This is a genomic window from Pantoea sp. Ft-CA_14 (assembly GCF_024520875.1).
Classification (GTDB): domain Bacteria; phylum Pseudomonadota; class Gammaproteobacteria; order Enterobacterales; family Enterobacteriaceae; genus Pantoea; species Pantoea agglomerans.
In genome coordinates this window covers 54,350-75,226 of record NZ_JALNPM010000001.1, presented here as the reverse complement: position 1 = coordinate 75,226, position 20,877 = coordinate 54,350, and the positions used below count along the sequence as shown (strand labels likewise).

General features: G+C 54.9%; 19 protein-coding genes, 1 pseudogene and 1 riboswitch. Of the genes and pseudogenes, 7 read left to right on the top strand and 13 right to left on the bottom strand.

Annotated elements, in window-relative coordinates:
* Window positions 1–394 precede the first annotated feature (394 nt).
* Window positions 395–2,335 carry a methyl-accepting chemotaxis protein gene (locus NR195_RS00335; RefSeq protein ID WP_187506794.1) on the top strand — a complete coding sequence of 647 codons (1,941 nt, stop codon included), beginning with the start codon at window positions 395–397 and terminating at the stop codon, window positions 2,333–2,335.
* A gap of 468 nt (window positions 2,336–2,803) precedes the next feature.
* On the opposite strand, the gene NR195_RS00330 is transcribed toward NR195_RS00335, so the two are convergent.
* The 5 genes from NR195_RS00330 to NR195_RS00310 are packed head-to-tail and all read right to left on the bottom strand — an operon-like array spanning window position 2,804 to window position 7,833.
* A complete protein-coding gene (locus NR195_RS00330) occupies window positions 2,804–3,886 on the bottom strand; it encodes an ABC transporter ATP-binding protein (protein WP_187506795.1) in 1,083 nt (360 codons plus the stop codon).
* A gap of 2 nt (window positions 3,887–3,888) precedes the next feature.
* Entirely contained in the window at window positions 3,889–4,836 is a 948-nt protein-coding gene (locus NR195_RS00325; RefSeq protein ID WP_033768974.1) for a carbohydrate kinase family protein, read from the bottom strand.
* 2 nt (window positions 4,837–4,838) lie between these two features.
* A complete protein-coding gene (locus tag NR195_RS00320; protein WP_022624335.1) occupies window positions 4,839–5,678 on the bottom strand; it encodes a carbohydrate ABC transporter permease in 840 nt (279 codons plus the stop codon).
* Complete coding sequence (locus NR195_RS00315) at window positions 5,668–6,576, bottom strand: carbohydrate ABC transporter permease (protein WP_061703478.1); 909 nt, start codon at window positions 6,574–6,576, stop codon at window positions 5,668–5,670. The genes NR195_RS00320 and NR195_RS00315 overlap by 11 nt, the downstream gene beginning before the upstream one ends.
* A gap of 9 nt (window positions 6,577–6,585) precedes the next feature.
* A complete protein-coding gene (locus tag NR195_RS00310) occupies window positions 6,586–7,833 on the bottom strand; it encodes an extracellular solute-binding protein (protein ID WP_010247091.1) in 1,248 nt (415 codons plus the stop codon).
* Between the two features lie 297 nt (window positions 7,834–8,130).
* Here NR195_RS00310 and NR195_RS00305 point away from each other — a divergent pair, with 297 nt between their 5' ends.
* Window positions 8,131–9,300, top strand: coding sequence for an ROK family transcriptional regulator (locus NR195_RS00305; RefSeq protein ID WP_010247093.1), 1,170 nt, complete (start codon window positions 8,131–8,133; stop codon window positions 9,298–9,300).
* Between the two features lie 42 nt (window positions 9,301–9,342).
* Here NR195_RS00305 and NR195_RS00300 read toward each other — a convergent pair whose 3' ends face one another.
* From NR195_RS00300 to NR195_RS00290, 3 genes are all read right to left on the bottom strand, one after another.
* Window positions 9,343–10,617, bottom strand: a complete 1,275-nt coding sequence (locus NR195_RS00300; RefSeq protein ID WP_010247095.1) for a Glu/Leu/Phe/Val dehydrogenase — start codon at window positions 10,615–10,617, stop codon at window positions 9,343–9,345.
* 465 nt (window positions 10,618–11,082) lie between these two features.
* Window positions 11,083–11,472: a DUF1090 domain-containing protein gene (locus NR195_RS00295; RefSeq protein ID WP_010247098.1), complete on the bottom strand. Its 390-nt coding sequence runs from the start codon at window positions 11,470–11,472 to the stop codon at window positions 11,083–11,085.
* A gap of 122 nt (window positions 11,473–11,594) precedes the next feature.
* Window positions 11,595–12,365 carry a MerR family transcriptional regulator gene (locus NR195_RS00290; RefSeq protein ID WP_256843849.1) on the bottom strand — a complete coding sequence of 257 codons (771 nt, stop codon included), beginning with the start codon at window positions 12,363–12,365 and terminating at the stop codon, window positions 11,595–11,597.
* A gap of 361 nt (window positions 12,366–12,726) precedes the next feature.
* On the opposite strand from NR195_RS00290, the gene NR195_RS00285 reads away from it, so the two are divergent.
* Window positions 12,727–13,122 carry a hypothetical protein gene (locus NR195_RS00285; protein ID WP_010247102.1) on the top strand — a complete coding sequence of 132 codons (396 nt, stop codon included), beginning with the start codon at window positions 12,727–12,729 and terminating at the stop codon, window positions 13,120–13,122.
* Window positions 13,123–13,167: 45 nt separating this feature from the next.
* On the opposite strand, the gene NR195_RS00280 is transcribed toward NR195_RS00285, so the two are convergent.
* Both NR195_RS00280 and NR195_RS00275 read right to left on the bottom strand, forming a co-directional pair.
* On the bottom strand, window positions 13,168–13,641 hold the full coding sequence (locus tag NR195_RS00280) for a nuclear transport factor 2 family protein (protein WP_256843848.1): 474 nt from the start codon (window positions 13,639–13,641) through the stop codon (window positions 13,168–13,170).
* Between the two features lie 55 nt (window positions 13,642–13,696).
* Complete coding sequence (locus tag NR195_RS00275; RefSeq protein WP_033768985.1) at window positions 13,697–14,131, bottom strand: 6,7-dimethyl-8-ribityllumazine synthase; 435 nt, start codon at window positions 14,129–14,131, stop codon at window positions 13,697–13,699.
* Between the two features lie 390 nt (window positions 14,132–14,521).
* Between NR195_RS00275 and NR195_RS00270 the strand changes: the two genes are divergently transcribed.
* Window positions 14,522–15,229, top strand: coding sequence for a phage antirepressor KilAC domain-containing protein (locus NR195_RS00270; protein WP_256843847.1), 708 nt, complete (start codon window positions 14,522–14,524; stop codon window positions 15,227–15,229).
* Between the two features lie 132 nt (window positions 15,230–15,361).
* Here NR195_RS00270 and NR195_RS00265 read toward each other — a convergent pair whose 3' ends face one another.
* Window positions 15,362–16,159, bottom strand: a complete 798-nt coding sequence (locus NR195_RS00265) for a MetQ/NlpA family ABC transporter substrate-binding protein (RefSeq protein WP_187506797.1) — start codon at window positions 16,157–16,159, stop codon at window positions 15,362–15,364.
* A gap of 284 nt (window positions 16,160–16,443) precedes the next feature.
* On the opposite strand from NR195_RS00265, the gene NR195_RS00260 reads away from it, so the two are divergent.
* Window positions 16,444–16,827, top strand: coding sequence for a cupin domain-containing protein (locus NR195_RS00260; RefSeq protein ID WP_010670360.1), 384 nt, complete (start codon window positions 16,444–16,446; stop codon window positions 16,825–16,827).
* Window positions 16,828–16,978: 151 nt separating this feature from the next.
* Window positions 16,979–17,560, top strand: a complete 582-nt coding sequence (locus NR195_RS00255) for a DJ-1/PfpI family protein (RefSeq protein ID WP_256843846.1) — start codon at window positions 16,979–16,981, stop codon at window positions 17,558–17,560.
* Between the two features lie 70 nt (window positions 17,561–17,630).
* Here the strand turns inward: NR195_RS00255 and NR195_RS00250 are convergent.
* Both NR195_RS00250 and NR195_RS00245 read right to left on the bottom strand, forming a co-directional pair.
* Window positions 17,631–18,317 (bottom strand): annotated as a pseudogene (locus tag NR195_RS00250) (molybdate ABC transporter substrate-binding protein).
* Window positions 18,317–19,366, bottom strand: a complete 1,050-nt coding sequence (locus NR195_RS00245) for an ABC transporter substrate-binding protein (protein WP_256843845.1) — start codon at window positions 19,364–19,366, stop codon at window positions 18,317–18,319. Before NR195_RS00245 ends, NR195_RS00250 begins: the two are co-directional and overlap by 1 nt.
* 288 nt (window positions 19,367–19,654) lie before the next feature.
* A riboswitch (guanidine-I (ykkC/yxkD leader) is annotated at window positions 19,655–19,753 on the top strand.
* A 60-nt stretch (window positions 19,754–19,813) separates the two neighbouring features.
* Here NR195_RS00245 and NR195_RS00240 point away from each other — a divergent pair.
* Window positions 19,814–20,869 (top strand): putative urea ABC transporter substrate-binding protein, encoded by a 1,056-nt coding sequence (locus NR195_RS00240; protein ID WP_010247121.1) that lies wholly within the window; start codon window positions 19,814–19,816, stop codon window positions 20,867–20,869.
* The last annotated feature ends 8 nt before the right edge of the window (window positions 20,870–20,877 follow it).

Sequence of the window (20,877 nt, the reverse complement as noted above, 5' to 3'; positions counted from 1 at the left end):
AAGGTCCTGTTTGCTTAGCGGGAGAACTGCATAAAGGTGTCTGAATAGTAGTGAACGATCCAGGCGACATACGCCAGCCAGACAACCATCCCAACAGCTAATCCTGATTTACCGATCATTGTTCTATCTCCACTGCGATAAGGGGGCTACAGCAACTGTTGACATAAACTGACAGTAATGGCGGGCACCAGTATTGTTGCAGATCAAAAAAAGGCCGTTCATTCGCAGCGCGATAATCCCTTTGCGATCAACTTCCCGTAATCACGCGCTGTGAGACCCCCATCACGGCGGGGAAATGGCCATTAAAGTTCAAAAAAACGCCGCCGATAGATGATCTCAGGAGCACCATAACTACAAGGAGGTATTGAGCCAGGTAAATTTCAGGGGAAGCACTATGGTCAGTCAGTTAACACATAAGAAAAGAATGAGTACCCGTGCCCAGATGCTGATCATGGGTGGTTTAACGATAGTGCTGGGATTTACCGTGACGATTGGCGTCCTCAGCTGGCAATCCGGTAAAGAGCAGAAGGCGCTGGCCGAACAATATCTGCAGCAGATTGCGCAGAGCCGTGCCTTACAGGTGCAGCAGGAATTGAGCCATGCACGTGATGTCGCGAGTCACCTCGGACAAAGTCTGATTGCCTTGCCCCACGTCGGCATTACCGATCGCAAAGCGGCCGATAAGGTGATGGAGTATGCGCTGCGTGCTAACCCTGACTATCTGTCGATGTCAGTGATATTTGAACAGAATGCGTTTGATGGCCGTGATGCCGAGTTCGCTTCACAGCCAGGTCAGGCACCGCAGGGCCGCTATGCCTTTTTTGTCGATCGTGACGCGTCAGGTACTTACTCGATGCATCCGCTGCTCTCCTATCTGACACCGGGTCAGGGCGATTACTATCTGATCCCGCAAAAAACACAAAAAGATACGCTCACCGAACCCTATAGCTATGCCTATAACGGCGTACCGACGTTGCTCACCTCCGTCGCCGCCGCGATTATCGATCAGGGCACCTTAAAGGCGATCGTTACCTCTGACATTTCACTGGCATCACTGCAACAGAAAGTGAATCAGATCAAACCCTGGCAGGGAAGCGGCTATGCGCTGCTGCTTTCTCACGGCGGGAATGTGGTCTCTTCGCCGGTGAAAGATGAAGCCGGGAAGCCCTGGAAAGGCGAAAAAGAGGGTTTTACGTCAAAAGTCGTCCAGCGATTTGATGCCGTGCTGGGTGAAGACGCTTTAGTCACCTGGCAGCCGGTGATGATAGGTAACAGTGACAAACCCTGGTATCTGGGCGTGGTGGCACCGGTCAGTCAGGTGATGGCCGCCTCAAACCGGCAGCTGATGTGGGCGGTGATCCTGATGGTCGTGAGCGTTCTGCTGGTCGGGACGGTGCTGGGCATGCTGTTCAGCCGTAAAGTGCTGCGTCCGATTGGTGGCGAGCCGGCTGAAGCGGCGCATATTGCGCTGGCCGTCGCCGATGGCAAGCTGGATAACGCGATTGTGGTGAAAAACGGCGATCGCAGCAGCCTCTTTTTCGCTCTGAATACCATGCAAAGCCAGCTCCGGCAGATTGTCGGGCAGATTAAAGATTCCAGTGAATCAGTACGCCAGGGAGCGGGTGAAATTGCCAGCGGAAACCTCAATCTGGCGTCACGCACCGAACAACAGGCTGCCGCACTGGAGCAGACCGCAGCCAGCATGGAGCAGATCAGCGCCACGATTCGCCTGAATGCCGATAACGCGCAGCAGGCGACCAGCCTGACTGAAAACGCTACCCACATCGCCAGTCGTGGTGCCTCGCTGGTGGGTGAGGTGGTGCAGACCATGGCGCAGATCGACGACAGCTCGAAAAAGATCGGCGACATTACCACCATGATCAACAGCATCGCCTTCCAGACCAATATTCTGGCGCTGAATGCGGCGGTGGAGGCTGCACGTGCCGGTGAGCAGGGACGCGGTTTTGCCGTGGTGGCTTCTGAAGTGCGTAATCTGGCCCAGCGCAGCGCGAACGCGGTGAAAGAGATCGGCGCACTGATTGAAGAGTCGAGCGTGCGGGTCGAGAGCGGCGTCCGGCTGGTAAACGATGCCGGTAAAACCATGCAGGAGATGATGCAGGCGGTGAATTCGGTGCAGGGGATTATCGGTGAGATTGTCACAGCATCAAGCGAACAGGCGCGTGGCATCAGTCAGGTAACGATTGCCGTCAATGAAATGGATGGCGTCACCCAGCAGAATGCCGCGCTGGTGCAGCAGATGTCGGCTGCCGCCAGTTCGCTGGAGGATCAGGCGCAGCAGCTGTCACAGACGGTAGAGCAGTTTCATCTGGCGTAAGCAGGCGTATGTTTCCTGATCCAGACTCTGCTTCACAAAATAAAAACCCGCCGCTGGCGCAATGCTGATCAGTTAAGATTGGATTTGTAAAGGCTGTCACGGTCAAACGTGGCAGCTTTTTTTTCGGGCGAGCGAGCCGCAGTGCGGGCCAGCGCACCTCTGCTGCTGCCGGGCCGTCCTCGCGCCGCTCACGCGGTACCTTCGGCTTTGACGTCGTGCCGACGAACCGTTCGGGGATCGGCCCTCCCTGGCCGGCCCCGACCTGTCCACGCTTCCCGGCGTGGACTTCTGGCCCACCGTCACGCCTCAGCGCTGCGGATAGCCCTTTCAGCAGCAGAGGCGCTCAGGCCTCCATTCTCGTGCCCTTTTTAACAATACACGCTGAAGTTTCAGAGCAGGCCGGCACCAGACTGCGTTATCATCTGTCGCTTAACAGACTGGCATTAGCCGCTGGCGGGTTTATTTTTATCACTGCTCCGTCAGCCGCACACCGCTGCTGGCATCAAACAAGTGCATTTTATCCGGGTTAACGGTCACCGGTAGCGTGCCGCCAGGCACGGCATCGCTGCGGCCTGTCAGTTGCATATGCAGCGGGAAACCCTGCCAGTTCAGATGTAGCAGGGTCGATTCGCCGGTGATCTCAACAATATTGACCGCCGCCGGTTGCCCGCTGGCATCAAAAATCAGATCGTGGGGTCGTACGCCAAGCGTGACCGGCTGATCGGCCTGCTGCTGTGCCGCACTGTGCCAGCGACGCGGTAACGGCAGCCACTGCTCGCAACAGCAGACGCCAGGCAGCCCATCGCGTGTCTGGAAACGGGCATCCAGCAGATTCATCGGCGGTGACCCGATAAACCGCGCCACGAAGGTGTTAACCGGGCGGTCATAAATCGCCAGCGGTGCACCCTGTTGCACAATGATCCCTTCTTTCATCACCACAATCTGATCCGCCAGCGTCATCGCCTCGACCTGATCGTGGGTAACATAGACCATAGTGGTTTTGAAACGCTGATGCAGCGACTTGATCTCGGCCCGTAGCTCCATGCGTAACTGCGCGTCAAGATTAGAAAGCGGCTCATCAAACAGAAACACCTGCGGATTGCGCACCATGGCGCGGCCCATCGCCACGCGCTGCCGCTGTCCACCCGACAACGCTCTTGGATAACGCTGCAGCAGCTGATCGATGCCGAGAATGCCGGCAATACGGGCGATTTTGCTTTTTTGCTCCTCGCGCTTCACCTTTTTCACCTGCATGTGAAACGCCAGATTCTCCGCGACGGTGAGATGCGGATAGAGCGCATAGCTCTGAAACACCATGGCGATATCCCGGTCAGCAGGATCGAGATCGTTAATGCGTTTTTTATCCAGCATGATCGCCCCGTCAGAGACGGTATCCAGACCGGCAAGCAGCCGCAGCAGGGTTGATTTGCCGCAGCCGGAGGGGCCGACCAGCACAGTGAAACTGCCATCAGGGATAGTCAAATCCAGCGGGTGCAGCACGCTCTGTTTACCATAGCGCTTCGCCACCTGTACAAGTTCAACACTGGCCATGTTCAACGCACCTCATTTGATAGTTGGAGTTGTTGCCAGCTGGGATAGCGGCGCGGAGAGCTGCTTATCGCCTGTGATGCCACTTCAATGCCCCAGCGCAGCGCCGTGTGCGATGGCTGGTGATAGAGCAGTGCAGTAAGAAAACCGGCATTAAAACTGTCACCGGCTCCAATGGTATCTACCACCGTTACCGGCTGGGCAGCAGCATACTGCACAGAGGCGGCAGACCAGAGACGCGCGCCCTCTGCGCCACACTTAATCACACAGCCGCCGCGACCACTGAGCCGGGCTGCCAGCTGTTTACCGCTTTCATCCAGCAGTTCTGCGCCCGATAAGCCCAGCGCTTCCACCTCATTCAGCAGCAGCCAGTCACAGTCCGCTAACCAGTTGCCAATCTGTAAGCGAAGCGCATCGCTCCAGCCCGCAGGCGGCCAGCCGGTATCCACGGCGACACAGAAGCCACGCTGTTGCAGCGCGGCCAGCAGCGCCGGGTAGTGATCATAGAGTTCCAGACAGAGAAAGGTGCCGCACAGCAGGACGATGTCGCCCGGCGTCGCCTGCGACGGCAACTGGGCCAGCACATCGTCCGCGGTCAGCACGGTAATATGGCCGTGATTGCTGAGAAACGAGCGTTCGTTATCGGGATGGGTCACGCCTACCGTCAGCGAGGTTTCACAGGCATAGCGCGGCCAGTATGCAGCGCTATGAGGAAAGTGACTGGCGAGCCAGTGACTGAAGCCATCGTCGCCCTGATTGGCAATGGCCCGATGCGGCACCTGCATCGCCTCCAGCGCCAGCGCACAGTTACCTGCGGACCCGCCGGGACGTAACTCGCTGTGCTGCAGCATCACTTCCGTGCCGCGCTGCGGCCAGTCGCTGAGCGTACTCATGATTAAATCAACATTTATATTGCCCACCACATAGAGGGTGGGCGTGAGGGTAGTGACCATAATTATCCCTTACTTCCGCCGCTGGTGAGACCGCTGACCAGCGTCTTCTGCAACCAGATGGCAATAAACAGTGGCGGCACCGAAGCCAGAATGCCGATTGCCGCGATCAGCCCGTCATCGGTCGCGCGTCCTGCGGTAAAACCGGCAATGGCGACCGGCAGGGTCTGTGCCGAAATATTGCTGGTGAACAGCAGCGCGTAGAAAAACTCATCCCAGGCGAGCAGCCAGCCGAACAGCGCGGCAGCGCCCAGCACCGGCTTTGCCAGCGGCAGCGTAATGCGCAGCAGAACCTGCCAGAAGCGCAGGCCATCAAGCCGTGCTGCCTGTTCGATATCACGTGGCAGTGAGTCGAACTGGTTCTTCAGCATCCAGGTCAGAAACGGCAGGATCAGTGAGCAGTAGACCATCACCAGGCCGGGACGGGTGTTGAGCAGCCCCAGTTGTTGCAGCAGAAAGTAGAGCGGCAGCACAAACGCCACGGGCGGCACCATATAGATTGCCAGAGCGCCGGAAAGCCAGGCATCACGACCACTGTAGCGTGAGAAGCTGAACGCCGCGGGTATCGCCAGCAGCAGCGAGATCGCTGTGGCCACCGTCGCCACCAGCAAACTGTTACCCAGCGCGTGCAGGAAAACGTTGCCGGGCTGATTTGGTGCCAGCGAAATCAGCCCCTGATAGCGGCTGAAATCCCATTGACGCGGCAGCCACTCCAGCGGCACGCGGGAGAGATCGCTGGCAGAACTGACGCTCATCAGAAACAGCCAGCCCATCGGGGCCAGAATGCTGACGGCGACCAGCAGCGCAGCCCCGTAGCGCAGCACCCGTCGCAGTTTAGTTTTCATAAGCGGTACTCCGGCGGCGCTGATGCCATAACATCAGCAGATAGAGCGTGATCAGAAGGGCGCACATCAGGGTCATCAGTATCGCGTAGGCGGCACCGCTGCCGGCACGCAGATAGCTGAACGACTCCTGATAAACGAAAAAGCTCAGGGTTTTGGTGCTGTCCACCGGGCCGCCGCGCGTCATCACGTAGATGATGTCGAAGATTTTAAAGGCATCGATGGTGCGTAACACCAGCGCGACGCCGAGCGGTGCAACAATCGCCGGGAAGGTAATCGCCCGGAAACGCCGCCAGGCGGAGGCACCGTCCAGTCGTGCCGCTTCAAACAGATCCTCGGGGATCGACTGCAGCGCCGCCAGCACCAGCAGGGTGACCAGCGGATAGTTTTTCCAGATATCCGCAAACATCACCGCGTTGAGCGCCGCCTCCGGCGATCCCAGCCAGCTGCGATAGCCGTCAATGATGCCGAGCTGGCTGAGCAGGGCGTTGATGCTGCCGTAATCAGGGTTGAAGTTGAGCCGCCACATCATGGCGTTGACGATGGTCGGCAGCGCCCACGGCAGAATCACCAGCACCCGCAAAACGTTGCGCCCGATGAATTTCTGATTCAGCAGCAGCGCCACCAGCACGCCGATAATTCCTTCAATGGTGACAGACACAAGGGTGAAATAGAGTGTGCGCCAGATCGACGCCCGAAAGTCGGGATCGCTAAGCGCATAGAGATAGTTTTCCAGCCCAATCCAGGCAGGCGTTTCACCACTGCCAATCAGCGCAGCATCGGTAAAGCTGAGCCAGATGGTACGCAGCAGAGGCCAGGCGGTTAACAGCAGCATCACCAGCAACATGGGTGCCAGCAGCACCCATGCCTGACGCTGTTCGCGTTGACGCAAACTCAGCATCATAACTCCTTAACGCAGCCGGGCGGCGCTTTTATCAACCGTCGCCATCGCGTCCTGCGCCGGGGCTTTACCCAGCAACACCTGCTGTAACTGCTGTTGCAGCTGGTTCGACAGACGGGAATAGTCAGCGGTCTCCGGACGTGACAGCATCACGTTTAGCGATTTGTCCGCCGCGGCAATCAGGCTCTCCTGATCCTTTTTCACTGCTTCATCCTGATAAGAGGATTTCCAGATCGGCAGGCTGAGCTTCGCATACTGATTCTGTACCGGCTGTGAGGTCATGTACTGAATGTACTGCCACGCCTCGTTGGCATGGGTGCTGCCTTTGGTGATCCCCAGCCCCATTGAGCCGTTTACCGCCCCCACTTTTCCTGGCGCATCGCCGGGCGCAGGCATGATCCCAACGTCGCCCGCCACTTTGCTCTGCTTCGGATCGTTCGCCATGTTGTACATGTAGGTCCAGTTCAGCGCGAAAGCCGCATCGCCATTAGAAAACGATTTACGCACATCCTCTTCCAGATATTCACGCGACGCCGGGTTACTCAGGCCCTCATCGAGCGAGCTTTTCATCAGGTTAAGCGCCTTGAGTGAAGCCGGGCTGGAGAAGTTAAGTTTGCCGTTCTGATAGAACTGACCACCAAAGCCTGAAACAAGCGTGGTGTAGTCACACACCAGCGCCTCAGCCTGGGACCAGCTCCAGACCAGCGGCCAGGTGACAATCTTTTTATCCTTGATGATCTTCGCGTCATCCAGCACCTGCTGCCAGGTCTGTGGCGGCGTGGTGATGCCCGCTTTAGCCAGCATCGCTTTGTTGTAGTAAAGGTATTTGGTGTCGAGGATCCACGGCATACCCAGCGTTTTACCTTTGTAAACCACGGTGTTCATCGCGCCCGGGAAGACCTTCTCTTTATCCTCTGGCGTAATGCGTGCGCTGACATCCTGCAGCAGATCGAAACGGGCGAATTCCGCTGGCCAGATGGCATCGAACAGCACCACATCATAGCCATTGCCGCCCGCGCCACGCGCCGCCACAATCTTGTCGTGCAGCGCCTCATAAGGAACAAACTCCAGATTGACGCTGACATCCGGGTGCTGCTTCTGAAAATTTTGCGTCATCGCGCGGATATCATTTTCGCTGTAAGCCGCCTGGGTCATAAACAGGGCATTGATCTGGCTGGCCGCCGCCGCGCTGCCTGCGCTTAACATCAGTAAGGCGGCAAAACCGGCTTTTAGTTGGGGTGTGTAACGCTGTGACATGGTCTTCTCCACTGTGCAGCAACAGGCTGTCGGTTAATTAAATCAATTTGATTGATTTAATCGGGGGCGTAATTTTGGTCAGTGGGTGAACTGACCTGTCTGAATCTAAGCAAACGGCGTGCCACAGTGCCGGAGGGCATAGCAACAAAGCCGTAACAACGCTGAAACTCAGACTGCGCTTTTATGGCAAAATTGCCTATCCTGATGCACGAGAATTGCGTGCAGCATCAAAGATATTGTTTGCCCGAATGCATTCGGAGACCAATACTGTCGGGTCCCGCTGAAATGGAAAACAACATGAAAACCTCGGGTACCAACCTTGAACATGCGAGGGCGCACAACCGGCGTGTGGTGATTGAAGCCATTCGCCTGCACGGTGAACTGACCCGTGCCGAACTGGCCCGCATGACGGCGCTGACGCCGCAGACCGTCTCGAATATCGTGGCGGAACTGGAGCAGGCCGAACTGCTGACCAGCCGCCAGCCGCGCCGCAGCGGGCGTGGTCAGCCCTCAATTCCGGTTACGCTCAATCCCACCAGTGCCTGGTCGATCGGCATTCATCTTGATCACCAGACGCTGCTGCTGGTTCTGGTCGATCTCAGTGGTGAAGTGCGTTTCCGCCGCCTCGTTCTGGTGCAAAAGCCTCAGCCTGCTGCCACCCTGGCGTGCATTGCCAGCGTGCTGGAGGAGATGCGCGCCTTCCTGGGTACTCAGTGGCAGAAAGTGCTGGGGATTGGCGTGGTGATGCCAGGGCCTTTTGGTGTGGAGGGCATTTCATCAGTGGGGCCGACCACGCTGAACGGCTGGGAGCAGGTCGATATCGAGGCTGAACTCGCCACCATTAGCGGTCTGCCGGTGACGCTGGAAAATGATGCTACGGTCGCCGCCATAGGCGAACGCTTTCACGGCACAGCGCGCCACCTGAACTCCTTTATCTATCTCTATATCGGCACCGGCCTGGGCGCGGGGATCTTCACCGATGGTCATATCTATACCGGCCACGCTCATAATGCGGGCGAAATCGGACACATTGTGGTCGAGCCGGGCGGTCGCGACTGCTACTGCGGAAATCAGGGCTGCCTCGAGCGTTACGTCTCGCTGCAGGCCGCTTATGAATTTTGCGGTCTCGATCCAATGCGGGCGCTGCCCGAAGATCTGTTGCAGATTGAACCCGCGCGTTTTACCGCATGGATTGAGAATGTGACGACGCCGTTACGTCAGGCAATCAATATTCTGGAGTCGGTGTTTGATGCTGAGGCGGTAATTATTGGCGGGATGATGCCTGCGCCGTTGCTGGAGCAGATGGTGCAGCGATTGCCGCCGCTTTATCAGTCGGTGCGCGGACGCTATCTTAACGATATGCGACTAAAAATTGGCATGACCGGCAGCGATACAGCCGCTCTCGGCGCCGCCGCTTTACCGATTTTCGATGAATTTAATCCGAAGTTTCAGGTGCTGATGAAGTAGTCAGGGAAAAGGGCGCTGCTGCAGGCAACAGCGCCACAGGCATTAACCCGGGTAGATACCGCGATCTTTACGCGCCATCAGAATACGCTCACAGGCCACGATATAGGCCGCGGTACGCAGCGAGCAATCTTTCTCCTTCGACTTTTCCCAGACGTGTACCATCGCTTCCGTCATGATCTTGTCTGAGCGACGATTGATCTCATCTTCGCTCCAGAAGAAGCTGGCCATGTCCTGAACCCACTCGAAGTAGCTGACGGTCACGCCACCGGCATTACAGACCACGTCCGGCACCACGATAATGCCGCGGGTGGCCAGCATGTCATCGGCATCCGGATAGGTCGGGCCGTTTGCGCCTTCCAGCACGATTTTGCAACTCAGGACTTCAGCTCGCTCACGGGTAATCTGGCCTTCCAGTGCCGCCGGGATCAGAATATCCATCCCTGTGGTCCAGAACGCCTCTTTATCAATGCTCTGCGCACCAGGGAAACCGGCAATCTGCTTATTGGCGATCTGCCATTCGGTCAGGGCAGCCATGTTGATGCCATCGGCATTAAACAGCGTCGCGGTGTGATCCTGAATCACTACCACACGAGCACCCGCCTCATCAAACAGGCGTGCCGCTTCGCTGCCGACGTTACCGAAGCCCTGGACCGCAACGCGTGCGCCTTCAATTTCAATACCTGCACGGCGTGCCACTTCGCGTCCGGTAATAAACACGCCGCGACCAGTGGCTTTTTCACGCCCCAGTGAACCGCCCAGATGAATCGGTTTGCCCGTGACAACGCCGGTAATCGTTGTGCCGTGGTTCATGGAGTAGGTATCCATCATCCACGCCATCACTTTGCTGTTGGTCCCGACGTCTGGCGCAGGAATATCTTTTTGCGGCCCGATGATGATGCCGATCTCGCTGGTGTAACGGCGGGTCAGTCGCTCAAGTTCTCCGTCGGACAGTTTGAACGGATCAACGCGGATGCCGCCCTTAGCGCCGCCATAAGGCAGGTTAACCGCCGCACATTTGATGGTCATCCATGCGGAGAGCGCCATCACTTCATTAAGGTCGACATCCGGATGGTAGCGAATACCGCCTTTTCCTGGGCCGCGAGAAAGGTTGTGCTGAACGCGATAGCCTTCGAAATGGCGAATTGAGCCATCATCCATCTGGAGAGGAATATCAACAATCAACGCACGTTTTGGATGACGCAAAGTATCTATCCAACGTGAAAGATCGCCCAGATAGGGCGCAACCCGGTCGATTTGCTGTAAATAGGTGGACCAGGCAGATGTGCTGCTTTCAGACGCATAAGATAACTTATCCATAAAAAACCTTTCTTAATGAAGTTATTTATTGTGTGGAGCCGTGGATGGAGAGCGCATTGCATTGCGCCGACATAATCTAACACTCCTGAAACAAATAAGATGTGGCATCAACCATGCCACAACGCCGTAATGCCCTGTTTTGGGGCAGGCTGAGTGAATAGATTAGTATTACTGACCCCCTGCAGGCGAATAAAGATGCGCGTGGAGTGCGTAATTTCTGCATAGGACAGGAAATATCGCTATCTTTCAAATCTTTGAGGGCGTTCAAAAAGTTAAATAATTGATCGTAACCATGTTGACTTTACTGCACCAATTAAGTGCATGAGAATAAGTAATCAAAGGATTACATAAAGTAATGGATTGGACGTTAATAGCGCAGGCTAATCAGGTATTTAGAAAGGAGAGAGGGTCAGGGCTGGGGAAGGGAGAATAACGGGCCAGCGCAGTGGCTGGCCAGAATGAGTTTTACTGATGCAGAGCCTGCTCGGCTTCTTTCAGTTCCTGGCGAGCGTCAGCCAGTTTATCTTCGCGCTTCTGGATCTTGCTGGCGCTGCGGCCTTCAGCTTTCGCTTTAGCCAATTCCTGTTCGCGTTCCTGTACCTTCAACTTTTTCTCTGCCACTTTTTCCTGACGCTGCTTTAGCAGACTGCTTTCGGTACAGTTCTGATTTACTTCGCTCAGCGCTTTTTCAAGGCCGGCAACCTGATGGGTATTATTGTGCTGGCGGGCAAAAGAGAGCTGGGTCTCAATTTCCTGCTTTTTGGCTGCACAACCGGTCAGGCCAGAGGCCGCGTGAGCAGCAGTAAAAGTGAGTGGTAACAGGAGAAGGCTGAAGGTCAGTAAGGTCTTTTTCATCTTAGTCTCGTCAATGAGTCAGGGTTGTGGCACCAGTATACGGAACCACCTTAAGAGATTCTTAACGAAAAAAATTATTTACTGGCGCGGAAAAACAGGGGTAAAGAAGGCGCTGCCTGCTGTCAGGCAGCGCTGGAGGCGTTGGATTGGGCAAATTGCAGGTTACAATCAGGTCCACTGAGCATTACCGGATGACCATCCAGACTCTGCTGTTCAAAATAGTCCTGCATCTGCTGGCTGATGCCGGCACCACACCACATCACATGATGCTGATGGAGGTCAGTTTTAACGGCTGGCTGTCCGGTTGCACGCGAGTCAACCTCGACATTAAAGCCCATCGCAGTAAGACGAATGGCTTCAAGCCAGATTTCGGTTTTATCAAGTACGCTCACCGCTTCCAGAAACAGAGGAATAGAAGATTCCTTGCGCGATGAGGCGCGCATGACTTTATCCGCCTGCTGCTGCACGCTTTGCTCAAAACGGTTGAGGCGACGTGACGCTCCCCGACGGAGATCGGCGTAAAGCCAGGCGCTCAGCGGCCGCAGCAGATTAATGACGAAATCATCACCGCTATAGTGGCTAGACATCGTGTGCATCTGACGTGAAAGCGACAGCGGTGTGCCATATTCCAGCTGCCAGAGCAGGTCACCTTTGCGCGCCGCCCAGCCAAAGGTGGTGACCGTCGAAGCAGCCTGCTGACCTTGCCAGATTTCGTCGAGCGTCGCGCCAGTGGCCGTTAAGCCAACCAGGGTCTGGATTTCACTGAGGTGATGCTCACTCCAGCGTTCCTGATACTGCTGCGGCGTCAGTAATCCCTGCTTCATCCAGCTCTTCAGGTTAGCGGGATGGGTGCCGGTTATGGCGCAAACAGTATCGGTGGTATAAGAATGCATATCGTGCCCTCTGTAGAGGGGAAGGCCGCCGGGATTAACCGGGGATGAACCACCACTATGAACCTTATAACAGCCAATTAACAGAGGCAGAGTTAAGGCAAATCGGCGCTATGTGCCTGTGACGCTACGCTTATTCGTTGTTATTCTCCGATTAAATTTATGCTGATCAGCAGGTTAAAAGCGCTGCGATCAGGCAATAAAAATACTGTGTATTTATTCAGTAAATATTCTTTACGCAAATATACCGGGAAATCGGTACTTTTAAGCCTATTTTAAGAGCATGCCGACTCTTATCCCCCTTACATCCTCCCGCTAAATCGCTAAAATAGCGGGTTCTGATGATCAGGAGAAAGAGTGCCCAATGCGTTATCGTTTTAGTCTCGCCGTTGTAACGGTTGCTGCTGTACTGACTGGCTGTGCAAAACATGCCGCCAGCGATGCGCCAGATGAATTTGCTGCTGGCCCGACGCAGATTGATGTCTCACACATCAAGACCCGCGCAGATGATGGCTCCAGTGTATTCCTGACTGTAGATGGTAAAGACGCCGGCAGATTGCCTAACGGCGAAAGCATGCTGCTGCATGTTCCGGCCGGAAAACACCAGGTCGGTGGCTATGTCCCCACTCTGTTTGGTATGGGTCGGGTGACCATTGCACCGGTAGAAGTGACCACGTCACCGGAAGATGTTAAAAAAGTGGCTTATACGGTCACACGCAACAAAGCGACCTTTGTTGAGAACAAGGACGAGCAGGGCTGAGTGGATGACGGCGGAGAGCTGCGCTCTCCGCTGGAAGGGCTGGCGCTATAAGCCCAGTTCACTCAGTGAAGGATGGTCGTCAGGGCGTCGGCCCTGCGGCCAGTGAAACAGCCGCTGTTCTTCACTGATTTTCAGATCGTTGATGCTGGCATAACGCTGCTGCATTAAACCCTGCTCATCAAAGGCCCAGTTCTCGTTGCCATATGAGCGATACCACTGCCGTTGCTCGTCATGCCATTCATAGGCGAACCGCACCGCAATCCGGTTCTGGTCAAAACTCCACAACTCTTTAATCAGCCGATACTGCCGCTCCCGCTGCCATTTTTGCTGCAGGAAGGCGATAATTTCTGCCCGGCCGGTCAGAAAGGTATCGCGATTGCGCCATTTACTGTCCGCTGAATAGGCCAGAGCGACCCGCTCCGCATCCCGGCTGTTCCAGCCATCTTCAGCCAGCCGGACTTTTTCAATCGCCTGTGCAGCCAGGGTAAATGGCGGTAGAGGCGGACGTGTATTTTCCAACTTTCTCTCCTTAACTGCGCAGGCAAACGCATTGTCAGCATTCGTTACAGTCGTATCAGAGTTCCAGGGCGTGAATCTGGCAGACGGCACGCGCCGCTTCCTGACCTTTTTTCACGAAATGCTGAGTATAGAAGTCGATAAACTCGGCCGATGGCTGGAAATTATGCGGCGTGAGTGACACCGAGAAGACGGGCACATTGGTTGCCAGCTGTGCCTGCATCAGACCACTTACCACAGCCTGCGCGACGAAATCATGGCGATAGATGCCGCCATCCACCACCAGTGCTGCACAGACAACCGCATCGTAGTTGCCGGTCTGCGCCAGGCGTTGCGCCAGCAGCGGCATTTCAAAAGCGCCCGGAACATCCCATGTCTTAATCTCATATGAGGTACCGCGGCTTTCCAGTTCCTGTTCGAATCCTGTCAGAACCTGAGAAACGATTTCGCTGTGCCAGTTAGCTTTAATAAAGGCGACTTTCAACGGCTGCATGACTTACTCCAGTAAAAGGTGACATTCAGTGGTAACGGGCCAGATTGCGCCCCTGCACCCCGAATCAAAAATAGTGCGCCCGGCAGGCCAGTAACCTGCTGACAGCCTTCACTATACTGTAATGTAAAGAGTCTGTGTCCATCATTGTGATTATATGTAAATAACTTAGCGATGGATTACCCGCTTATGCTGCCGCAAAAGCCCGCAACGCCTCCTGCAAGGCATTCAGCACGCACTCTTCAGCCCGCCAAACCGCCTCACACCCTGTTGTTTGCGTAACAGCTTCCAGTCACGTTATTGCTTAAATAAAATACTGGATATTTGAACAGGTGTTTGTATAATTAATCGACTGCCCGCCGGGTATTGGTAGCGTTAGCGAGGGGTGAACCCATGATGATTTCAACTGAAAGCCTCAAATCTCTGGAAAAATCGGTCACAATGAGCAGTCGTGAACTGGCTCAGATGACCGGTATTACACACGGAGAAGTGAAGCGGTTAATCAAAAGTCTGGAGACGGCTCAGCGTCTCTCCCAGCCGCTCAGCGTGAATGAGTATGAGCGGGAAGGGGAAGTGCGTCAGGAGTACCGTCTGTGCAAGCGTGACTCGCTGCTGGCCGTGGCACGCCTGTCGCCAGGCTTCACTGCAGAAGTGCTGGATCGCTGGCAGGACCGCGAGAAGACGACCCATCTGCCTGACTTTACCAATCCGGCTGAAGCCGCTCGCGCCTGGGCTGAGCAGTTTGAACAGCGTCAGGCGGCGGAGCAGCAACTGGCTCTCTCGGCACCCAAGGCGGCGTTCTTTGATAACTTCGTTGAGGTTGATGACTCGCTGGGCTTTCGGCAGCTCTGCAAAATGCTGAAAGTGAAAGAACCGGAGTTTCGCCAGTTTCTGCTGGAGCGCAACATCATGTATCGCGCAAAAGGCACCCTGACGCCGCAGCACTACCATATGCAGGCCGGCTACTTTACGCTGCATACCGGCACGGGTGAAAATCAGCACGCTTTCTCTCAGGCACGCTTTACGTCTAAAGGGGTGAAATGGGTCGCCAGTCTGTGGGCAGGGCATCTCTCTGCTCAGCCAAAAGGCGCAGCTGCGTAACCGTTCCTGTGATCTTGCGGGCTGGCGCGGATGTATAAGTGCTGGCAGATGTGCTGGTAAAAGTGCAGATATGAAAGAGGCCGCAACAGAGTGCGGCCTTTTTGGATCGTTAATGATCGATAATCGGGCGAATTACCAGCCTTTAATCGCATCACCCTTGTAAACTTCTTCGGCTTTGGCCGCGACTTCCGGTGACTGCAGCGCTGACTTCAGCTTCTGAATTTTATCGCTGTCTTTATTATCTTCACGTGATACCAGCGCATTGACGTAAGGCGATGAGGCACTTTCCATAAATAAGCCATCGCGGTGTGCTGATAATCCAGCCTGGGCTGAGAAGTTGGTATTGATTATCGACAGAGTGACATTTGGATCGTCTAATGTGCGGGTCAGCTGTGGTGTATCCACTTCAACCAGCTTCAGATTTTTTGGATTTTCGACGATATCCAGTGAGGTCGGTAAATAACCCACATCCGGTTTAAGTTTAATCAGACCCTGCGCCTGCAGCAGCAGCAGGCTGCGTCCCAGCGTGGTGGCTTCGTTAGAGATGGTGATAGTGGCACCATTCTGCAGCTCACTGATGTTCTTGATTTTGTGCGAATAGGCAGCAATCGGGAAGACGAACGTTTTACCCACTACCGCAAACTTATAGCCGCGCTCTTTAGACTGTGATTCCAGATAAGGCAGGCTCTGGAAGGCGTTAGCATCAACTTCTTTGTTATTCAGCGCTTCATTTGGCAGCACATAGTCATTGAAGTTAAGCACTTCGACATCCAGCTTGTATTTATCCTTCGCCACCTGCTTTACCACCTGCCAGATTGCTTCATCAGGCCCGGTATTAATCGCAACTTTTACTTTGTTATCGTCATCTTTTGAGCAGGCGGATAATAGTAGAACAGAACTGGCGAGTAATGCCGTAAACAGACCTTTCATTATCAGAAATCCCTCAGGTGGTTGATGACTTCAAAGATAATACAGAACTCACAGGTTGCGTACTGACTGAGGAATATATCTTATAACCACAACGCAAATATTGAACATTAATTAATCAGTCATTCAGCCAGTCCGCTAATGGCCGGTTTTCATCCCTCTGTTCGCTTGCGGAAAATTCCTGTTAACAGGCTTATTAAAACGCAGGCGGGCATCAACACAGTTTTCTTCTAAGCTTACTTATCGGTCACTACTGGCATTCTATTGATTATTAACAGGGATTAACCATGTCGAAGCAAGATAACGAAATTAACGCGGTTGAAGTGATGCGCAGCAGCCAGGCCTGGAACGGTGACGTTCTTGAGGCCTATCCCACCGGCGAACCTGAGCTGACTGTTATGCGGCTCTCACTACCTGCCCATACGTCATTGCCCTGGCATACCCATCCAATGCCGAATGCGGCGTTTATTCTTTCCGGCACCCTGATTGTTGAGGATAAAGAGAGCGGCGAACAGCGCACCTTCCATGCGGGTGAAGCCCTCAATGAGACGGTCAACAGCGCGCATCGCGGTTACACCCTGGATGAGCCAGCCGAACTGGTGATTACCTATGCCGGTGTAAAGGGGCAGGAACTGACCGAGCCACTGCCGGGCGAGCCGGAAGAGTTTTAAGCGCACTTACTTCATGACGCACCACGGTAGTGTCGCCCGCTGCCGTTTAAAAACCCTGCTCAGACTTGATTCGGATCAGTAAAGGGTGCGCCTGCACAGACCAGGATTAAACGCTCTCTGCTTCATCCACACCAATTAAAAAGGAATTTTCATGGATAAGAATGTTGCTCTGCTGCTTGCCCCTGGCTTTGAAGAAGCTGAGGCTATTATCACTCTCGACATCCTCTCACGCCTGGGCGTTCAGGTTACAACCCTGGCCTGTCAGCCCTATCGCGAAGTGAACAGTTATCATCATGTGAAGGTTGTCGCCGATGAGCTGCTGGAGGCGAATCGGGACAGGCTGTTTGATGCGGTGATTGTGCCGGGTGGTCCTGACGGCAGCAAAAATCTGGCGGCAAATGCGGCAGTGATAGATTTTATTCGCCGCCATGATGAGGCGGGCCGCCTGGTCTGCCCAATCTGCTCCGCAGCGGCCAGAGTGCTGGCGCCACAGGGTCTTTTAAGGGGGCGTCGCTATGTCAGTTCTGGGACGTCATCAGAAGGTGTCACCGATGGCGTTTACGTTAATGCCTCGGTAGTGAAAGATGGCAATCTGCTGAGTGGACAGGATCTGGGCGCGGCGTTTGATTTCGCCTTCGCGATCGCTTTTGTCCTGACTGGCGAGGCTGATAGTGCTACCGAGCAGGCTGAACATATCAGTCATAAGCTTAAGGTGGATTTCGCTAAGCTTTAATGAGCGATGTTTCGCGCCCTTAAAGCGAGATGCTGGCAGGGCGCAAAGTCATCCGCGACAGAAAAGGCATTTACTCCCCGCCAAACCCCGCTTCCCGCAGTACCTTTTTTGCCTGCTCCGATTCTAAAAAATCCGCCAGCCGACGCGCCTCTGGCGTAATGACTGCACAGGCGTAGCGCGCAACTGAATTGAAAGCCGCAGGGATATCAACGACTGTCAGCCCGGCAATCTGGCTCAGGGCAGCCCGATGGCTGGCATAACCGATAAACAGATCCGCCAGATCCTCCAGGATAATCCATTCTGCCGCCAGCCTGCCTGCGGGAATCGGTGCAGAGTCGCGCCCACCCACCAGTGCCTTTGCGCGCTGGCGCACCGCTTCACCGGCTTTGCCCATCCGGGTGAAAAGGGCCTGCGCGTAGTCGCCAGAGGGATCGGCTGTGGGCGTAGAGGTTGCGATCCGCAGTGTGTCGCGGGTCACTAGCTGATGCCAGTCGTCTCCCGCCTATAGCCGATCGCTGCGAACCGTGATGCAGAGTTTATTAGTTGTGAACGGTATGACTGCCAGCGCTCGCCCAGCGTTCAGCAATTTTTGCGGATGCTCCTCACTGGCTGAAGCAAAGAGATCGCAGGGCTCACCGGCTTCAATCCGTTCGCGAAGCAAACCGGCGGGGCCAAACCGGGTTTCAACTGGCTCAGGAAAGTACGCCATCAGCGCGGGCCAGACCGCTTTCAGGCTGCCCGCCGCCAGTACGCGCATCACTCTGTTCCCTGATAAGCGGTGCGATAGAAGCGCTGATACCACTTATTGGCCAGCTTATTCATGTTCACATCCTGAAATTTCTGCGGATAGAGTTTTTTCGCCATCCACAATTCGCCAATCCCCATCGCTTCCGGCATTGGATAACCCCATGCTTTGGCGTAGTCCGGCATCAGCCAGACGCGATGATTTTTTACCGCGTCGATAGCCTGCCACTGTGGTGAACTGTTGATTTCATTCACGACGGAGGGATAACGGTCCTGCACAAAAATCACCTGTGGATCCCAGGCGATGACCTGCTCCATCGACACGGTTTTAAATCCCTTTACGGTCGCTGCGGCGACATTGACCGCGCCCGCATGCAGCATCATCAGGCCGGTATATTTTCCTGAGCCGTAGGTGGTCAGTTCCGGGTTCGCCATATAGGCGCGAATGCGTTTTTCCGCCGGAACATCCTTCAGGCGGTCGCTGACGATTTTGCGGCCCTCATCGGTGGCCGTAATCAGCGCTTTTGCTTCTGCCGGTTTATTGATGATCTCGCCGATAAGCGTAATCCCTTCACGCAGTCCTTTGTCATATGCCATTTCCTCGTCGCGGATAGAGGGGTTCATTTTTGCCTTTTCACCCGGCTCGTCATGACGCAGTGAGATAGCCACCACCGGAATGCCCAGCGCGGTAATGCTGTCGATCATCTCCTGCGGTGCGTAGTTGGTCACAAACACCACCTGCGGATGCAGCGCCACCAGTTTTTCGGGATCAACATGCGTCAGATCCCCCAGTGTCGCTTTCTGATTCAGCTCAGGAGCCAGGCGGGCATAGCTGTCGCCAAGTTGCTGCTTCCAGTTCGCCATCACACCGACGATTTTATCGGTCGCGTTCATCTGCACCAGCAGGTTCAGCGTCTGATGCTGAAGCACCACAATACGATCAACACGATCAGGAATCGTGACCTGGCGGCCTGTCTGATCGGTTATCTGGCGCGATGCCTGGGAAGAGAGCGGAAGGAGTATCAGTAAACCGAGTGTGCATGCCTGCCAGAAGCGCTTCATTAACTATCCTCAAAATTCGTTATGCAGTGAATTATATAACGATAAGTGACAGGCGTCACGGTCCGGGTCTGCATTCCGGCATAGATGTGAGTACGAAAAGAGACTGAGCGCGGGTTCTGATATCTCTTGCCTGTCCGGCACTGATAATGTGCAACGCCCGTTACTGACTCACCATCCCGGTGCCTTCTGGATTCTGCTCTCTCTATTTATCTGATTTATCATGATTTAATTTCTGGCACGCCATTTGCTGAACTCTGAACAGTAAGCAGCGTTCGACACAATTGATAGCAAATAGCTGGCTAGGGTTCCGGTTCACGCAGGTGAATGTCTGGTCCGAGAGCTGGCGACCTCTGTGAGGTTACACGGCGGGACAAAAGCCCGGGAGACAGCGGCACCAAATGGTGTCTTGCGCTGCTCCCGTTTTTTTGTGCCAACCAGAGGTTAACCATGAAGAAATCACCCCTCCTGACGCTTATTCTGTCGCTGACGCTGCTGGTCAGCGCGCCATCTTTCGCCGCGGTCAAAAAAGAGTTCAATATCTGCTGGACCATCTATGCGGGCTGGATGCCCTGGGGCACCATCAGCAACGAGAAAATCATCGATAAATGGGCCAGCAAATACGGCATCAAAATTCATATCACCCAGCTCAATGACTATATCGAGTCGATCAACCAGTACACCGCGGGTCAGTTCGACGGCTGCACCATGACCAACATGGATGCGCTGACCATTCCTGCTGCGGGGGGCATTGATTCCACGGCGCTGATCACCGGCAGCTTCTCCGATGGTAATGACGGAGTGGTGCTGAAAGGCGCAAACAAAAAACTTAGCGACCTGAAAGGGATGTCTGTCTATCTTCCTGCGCTGTCGGTTTCGCACTACCTGCTGGTTCGCGGTCTGGAGAAGGCCGGTTTACAGGAAAAAGACGTTAAGGTCGTGAACACCTCCGATGCCGATATTGTCTCCGCCTTTGGTACCAGCGGCGTGCAGGCGGCGGTTGCCTGGAATCCACAGCTTTCAGTGATCAAGAAGACCCCACAAACCACAGAGGTGTTCAGCTCTTCGGCCGTGCCGGGCGAACTGATTGACATGATGGTGGTGAACACCGAGACCCTGAAAGATAACCCCGCGCTGGGTAAGGCACTGACCGGGGCCTGGTTTGAGATGATGGCGAAAATGCAGGCCGGAGATGCGCAGGCGCTGAGCGCGATGGCTGCCGATTCCGGTACTGACCTCGCCGGATACAAGGCGCAGCTGAAAACCACCCACCTGTTCTGGACCCCAGCCGAAACCCAGACATTTGTTTCTTCCCCCGATCTGGCGAAAACCATGCAGCGCGTCGCCGCGTTCTCCTTTGATAAGGGATTACTGGGCGAGGGTGCACAAAGCGCTGACTTCATCGGTATGAGCTTCCCTGGCAACATCACCGTCGGTGATACAGCGAACATCAAACTGCGCTTTGACGACAGCTATCTGAAGATGGCCGCTGCGGGCAAGCTGTAATCACCGAT

Excerpts from the sequence above, each read along its gene's own strand:
- NR195_RS00260 (WP_010670360.1), top strand. The coding sequence starts at position 16,444 with ATGTCGAAGCAAGATAACGAAATTAACGCGGTTGAAGTGATGCGCAGC.
- NR195_RS00310 (WP_010247091.1), bottom strand. The coding sequence starts at position 7,833 with ATGTCACAGCGTTACACACCCCAACTAAAAGCCGGTTTTGCCGCCTTA.
- NR195_RS00315 (WP_061703478.1), bottom strand. The coding sequence starts at position 6,576 with ATGCTGAGTTTGCGTCAACGCGAACAGCGTCAGGCATGGGTGCTGCTG.
- NR195_RS00305 (WP_010247093.1), top strand. The coding sequence starts at position 8,131 with ATGAAAACCTCGGGTACCAACCTTGAACATGCGAGGGCGCACAACCGG.
- NR195_RS00265 (WP_187506797.1), bottom strand. The coding sequence starts at position 16,159 with ATGAAAGGTCTGTTTACGGCATTACTCGCCAGTTCTGTTCTACTATTA.
- NR195_RS00300 (WP_010247095.1), bottom strand. The coding sequence starts at position 10,617 with ATGGATAAGTTATCTTATGCGTCTGAAAGCAGCACATCTGCCTGGTCC.
- NR195_RS00240 (WP_010247121.1), top strand. The coding sequence starts at position 19,814 with ATGAAGAAATCACCCCTCCTGACGCTTATTCTGTCGCTGACGCTGCTG.
- NR195_RS00320 (WP_022624335.1), bottom strand. The coding sequence starts at position 5,678 with ATGAAAACTAAACTGCGACGGGTGCTGCGCTACGGGGCTGCGCTGCTG.
- NR195_RS00245 (WP_256843845.1), bottom strand. The coding sequence starts at position 19,366 with ATGAAGCGCTTCTGGCAGGCATGCACACTCGGTTTACTGATACTCCTT.
- NR195_RS00290 (WP_256843849.1), bottom strand. The coding sequence starts at position 12,365 with ATGCATTCTTATACCACCGATACTGTTTGCGCCATAACCGGCACCCAT.
- NR195_RS00325 (WP_033768974.1), bottom strand. The coding sequence starts at position 4,836 with ATGGTCACTACCCTCACGCCCACCCTCTATGTGGTGGGCAATATAAAT.
- NR195_RS00270 (WP_256843847.1), top strand. The coding sequence starts at position 14,522 with ATGATGATTTCAACTGAAAGCCTCAAATCTCTGGAAAAATCGGTCACA.
- NR195_RS00335 (WP_187506794.1), top strand. The coding sequence starts at position 395 with ATGGTCAGTCAGTTAACACATAAGAAAAGAATGAGTACCCGTGCCCAG.
- NR195_RS00255 (WP_256843846.1), top strand. The coding sequence starts at position 16,979 with ATGGATAAGAATGTTGCTCTGCTGCTTGCCCCTGGCTTTGAAGAAGCT.
- NR195_RS00295 (WP_010247098.1), bottom strand. The coding sequence starts at position 11,472 with ATGAAAAAGACCTTACTGACCTTCAGCCTTCTCCTGTTACCACTCACT.
- NR195_RS00330 (WP_187506795.1), bottom strand. The coding sequence starts at position 3,886 with ATGGCCAGTGTTGAACTTGTACAGGTGGCGAAGCGCTATGGTAAACAG.
- NR195_RS00275 (WP_033768985.1), bottom strand. The coding sequence starts at position 14,131 with ATGCAGCCGTTGAAAGTCGCCTTTATTAAAGCTAACTGGCACAGCGAA.
- NR195_RS00285 (WP_010247102.1), top strand. The coding sequence starts at position 12,727 with ATGCGTTATCGTTTTAGTCTCGCCGTTGTAACGGTTGCTGCTGTACTG.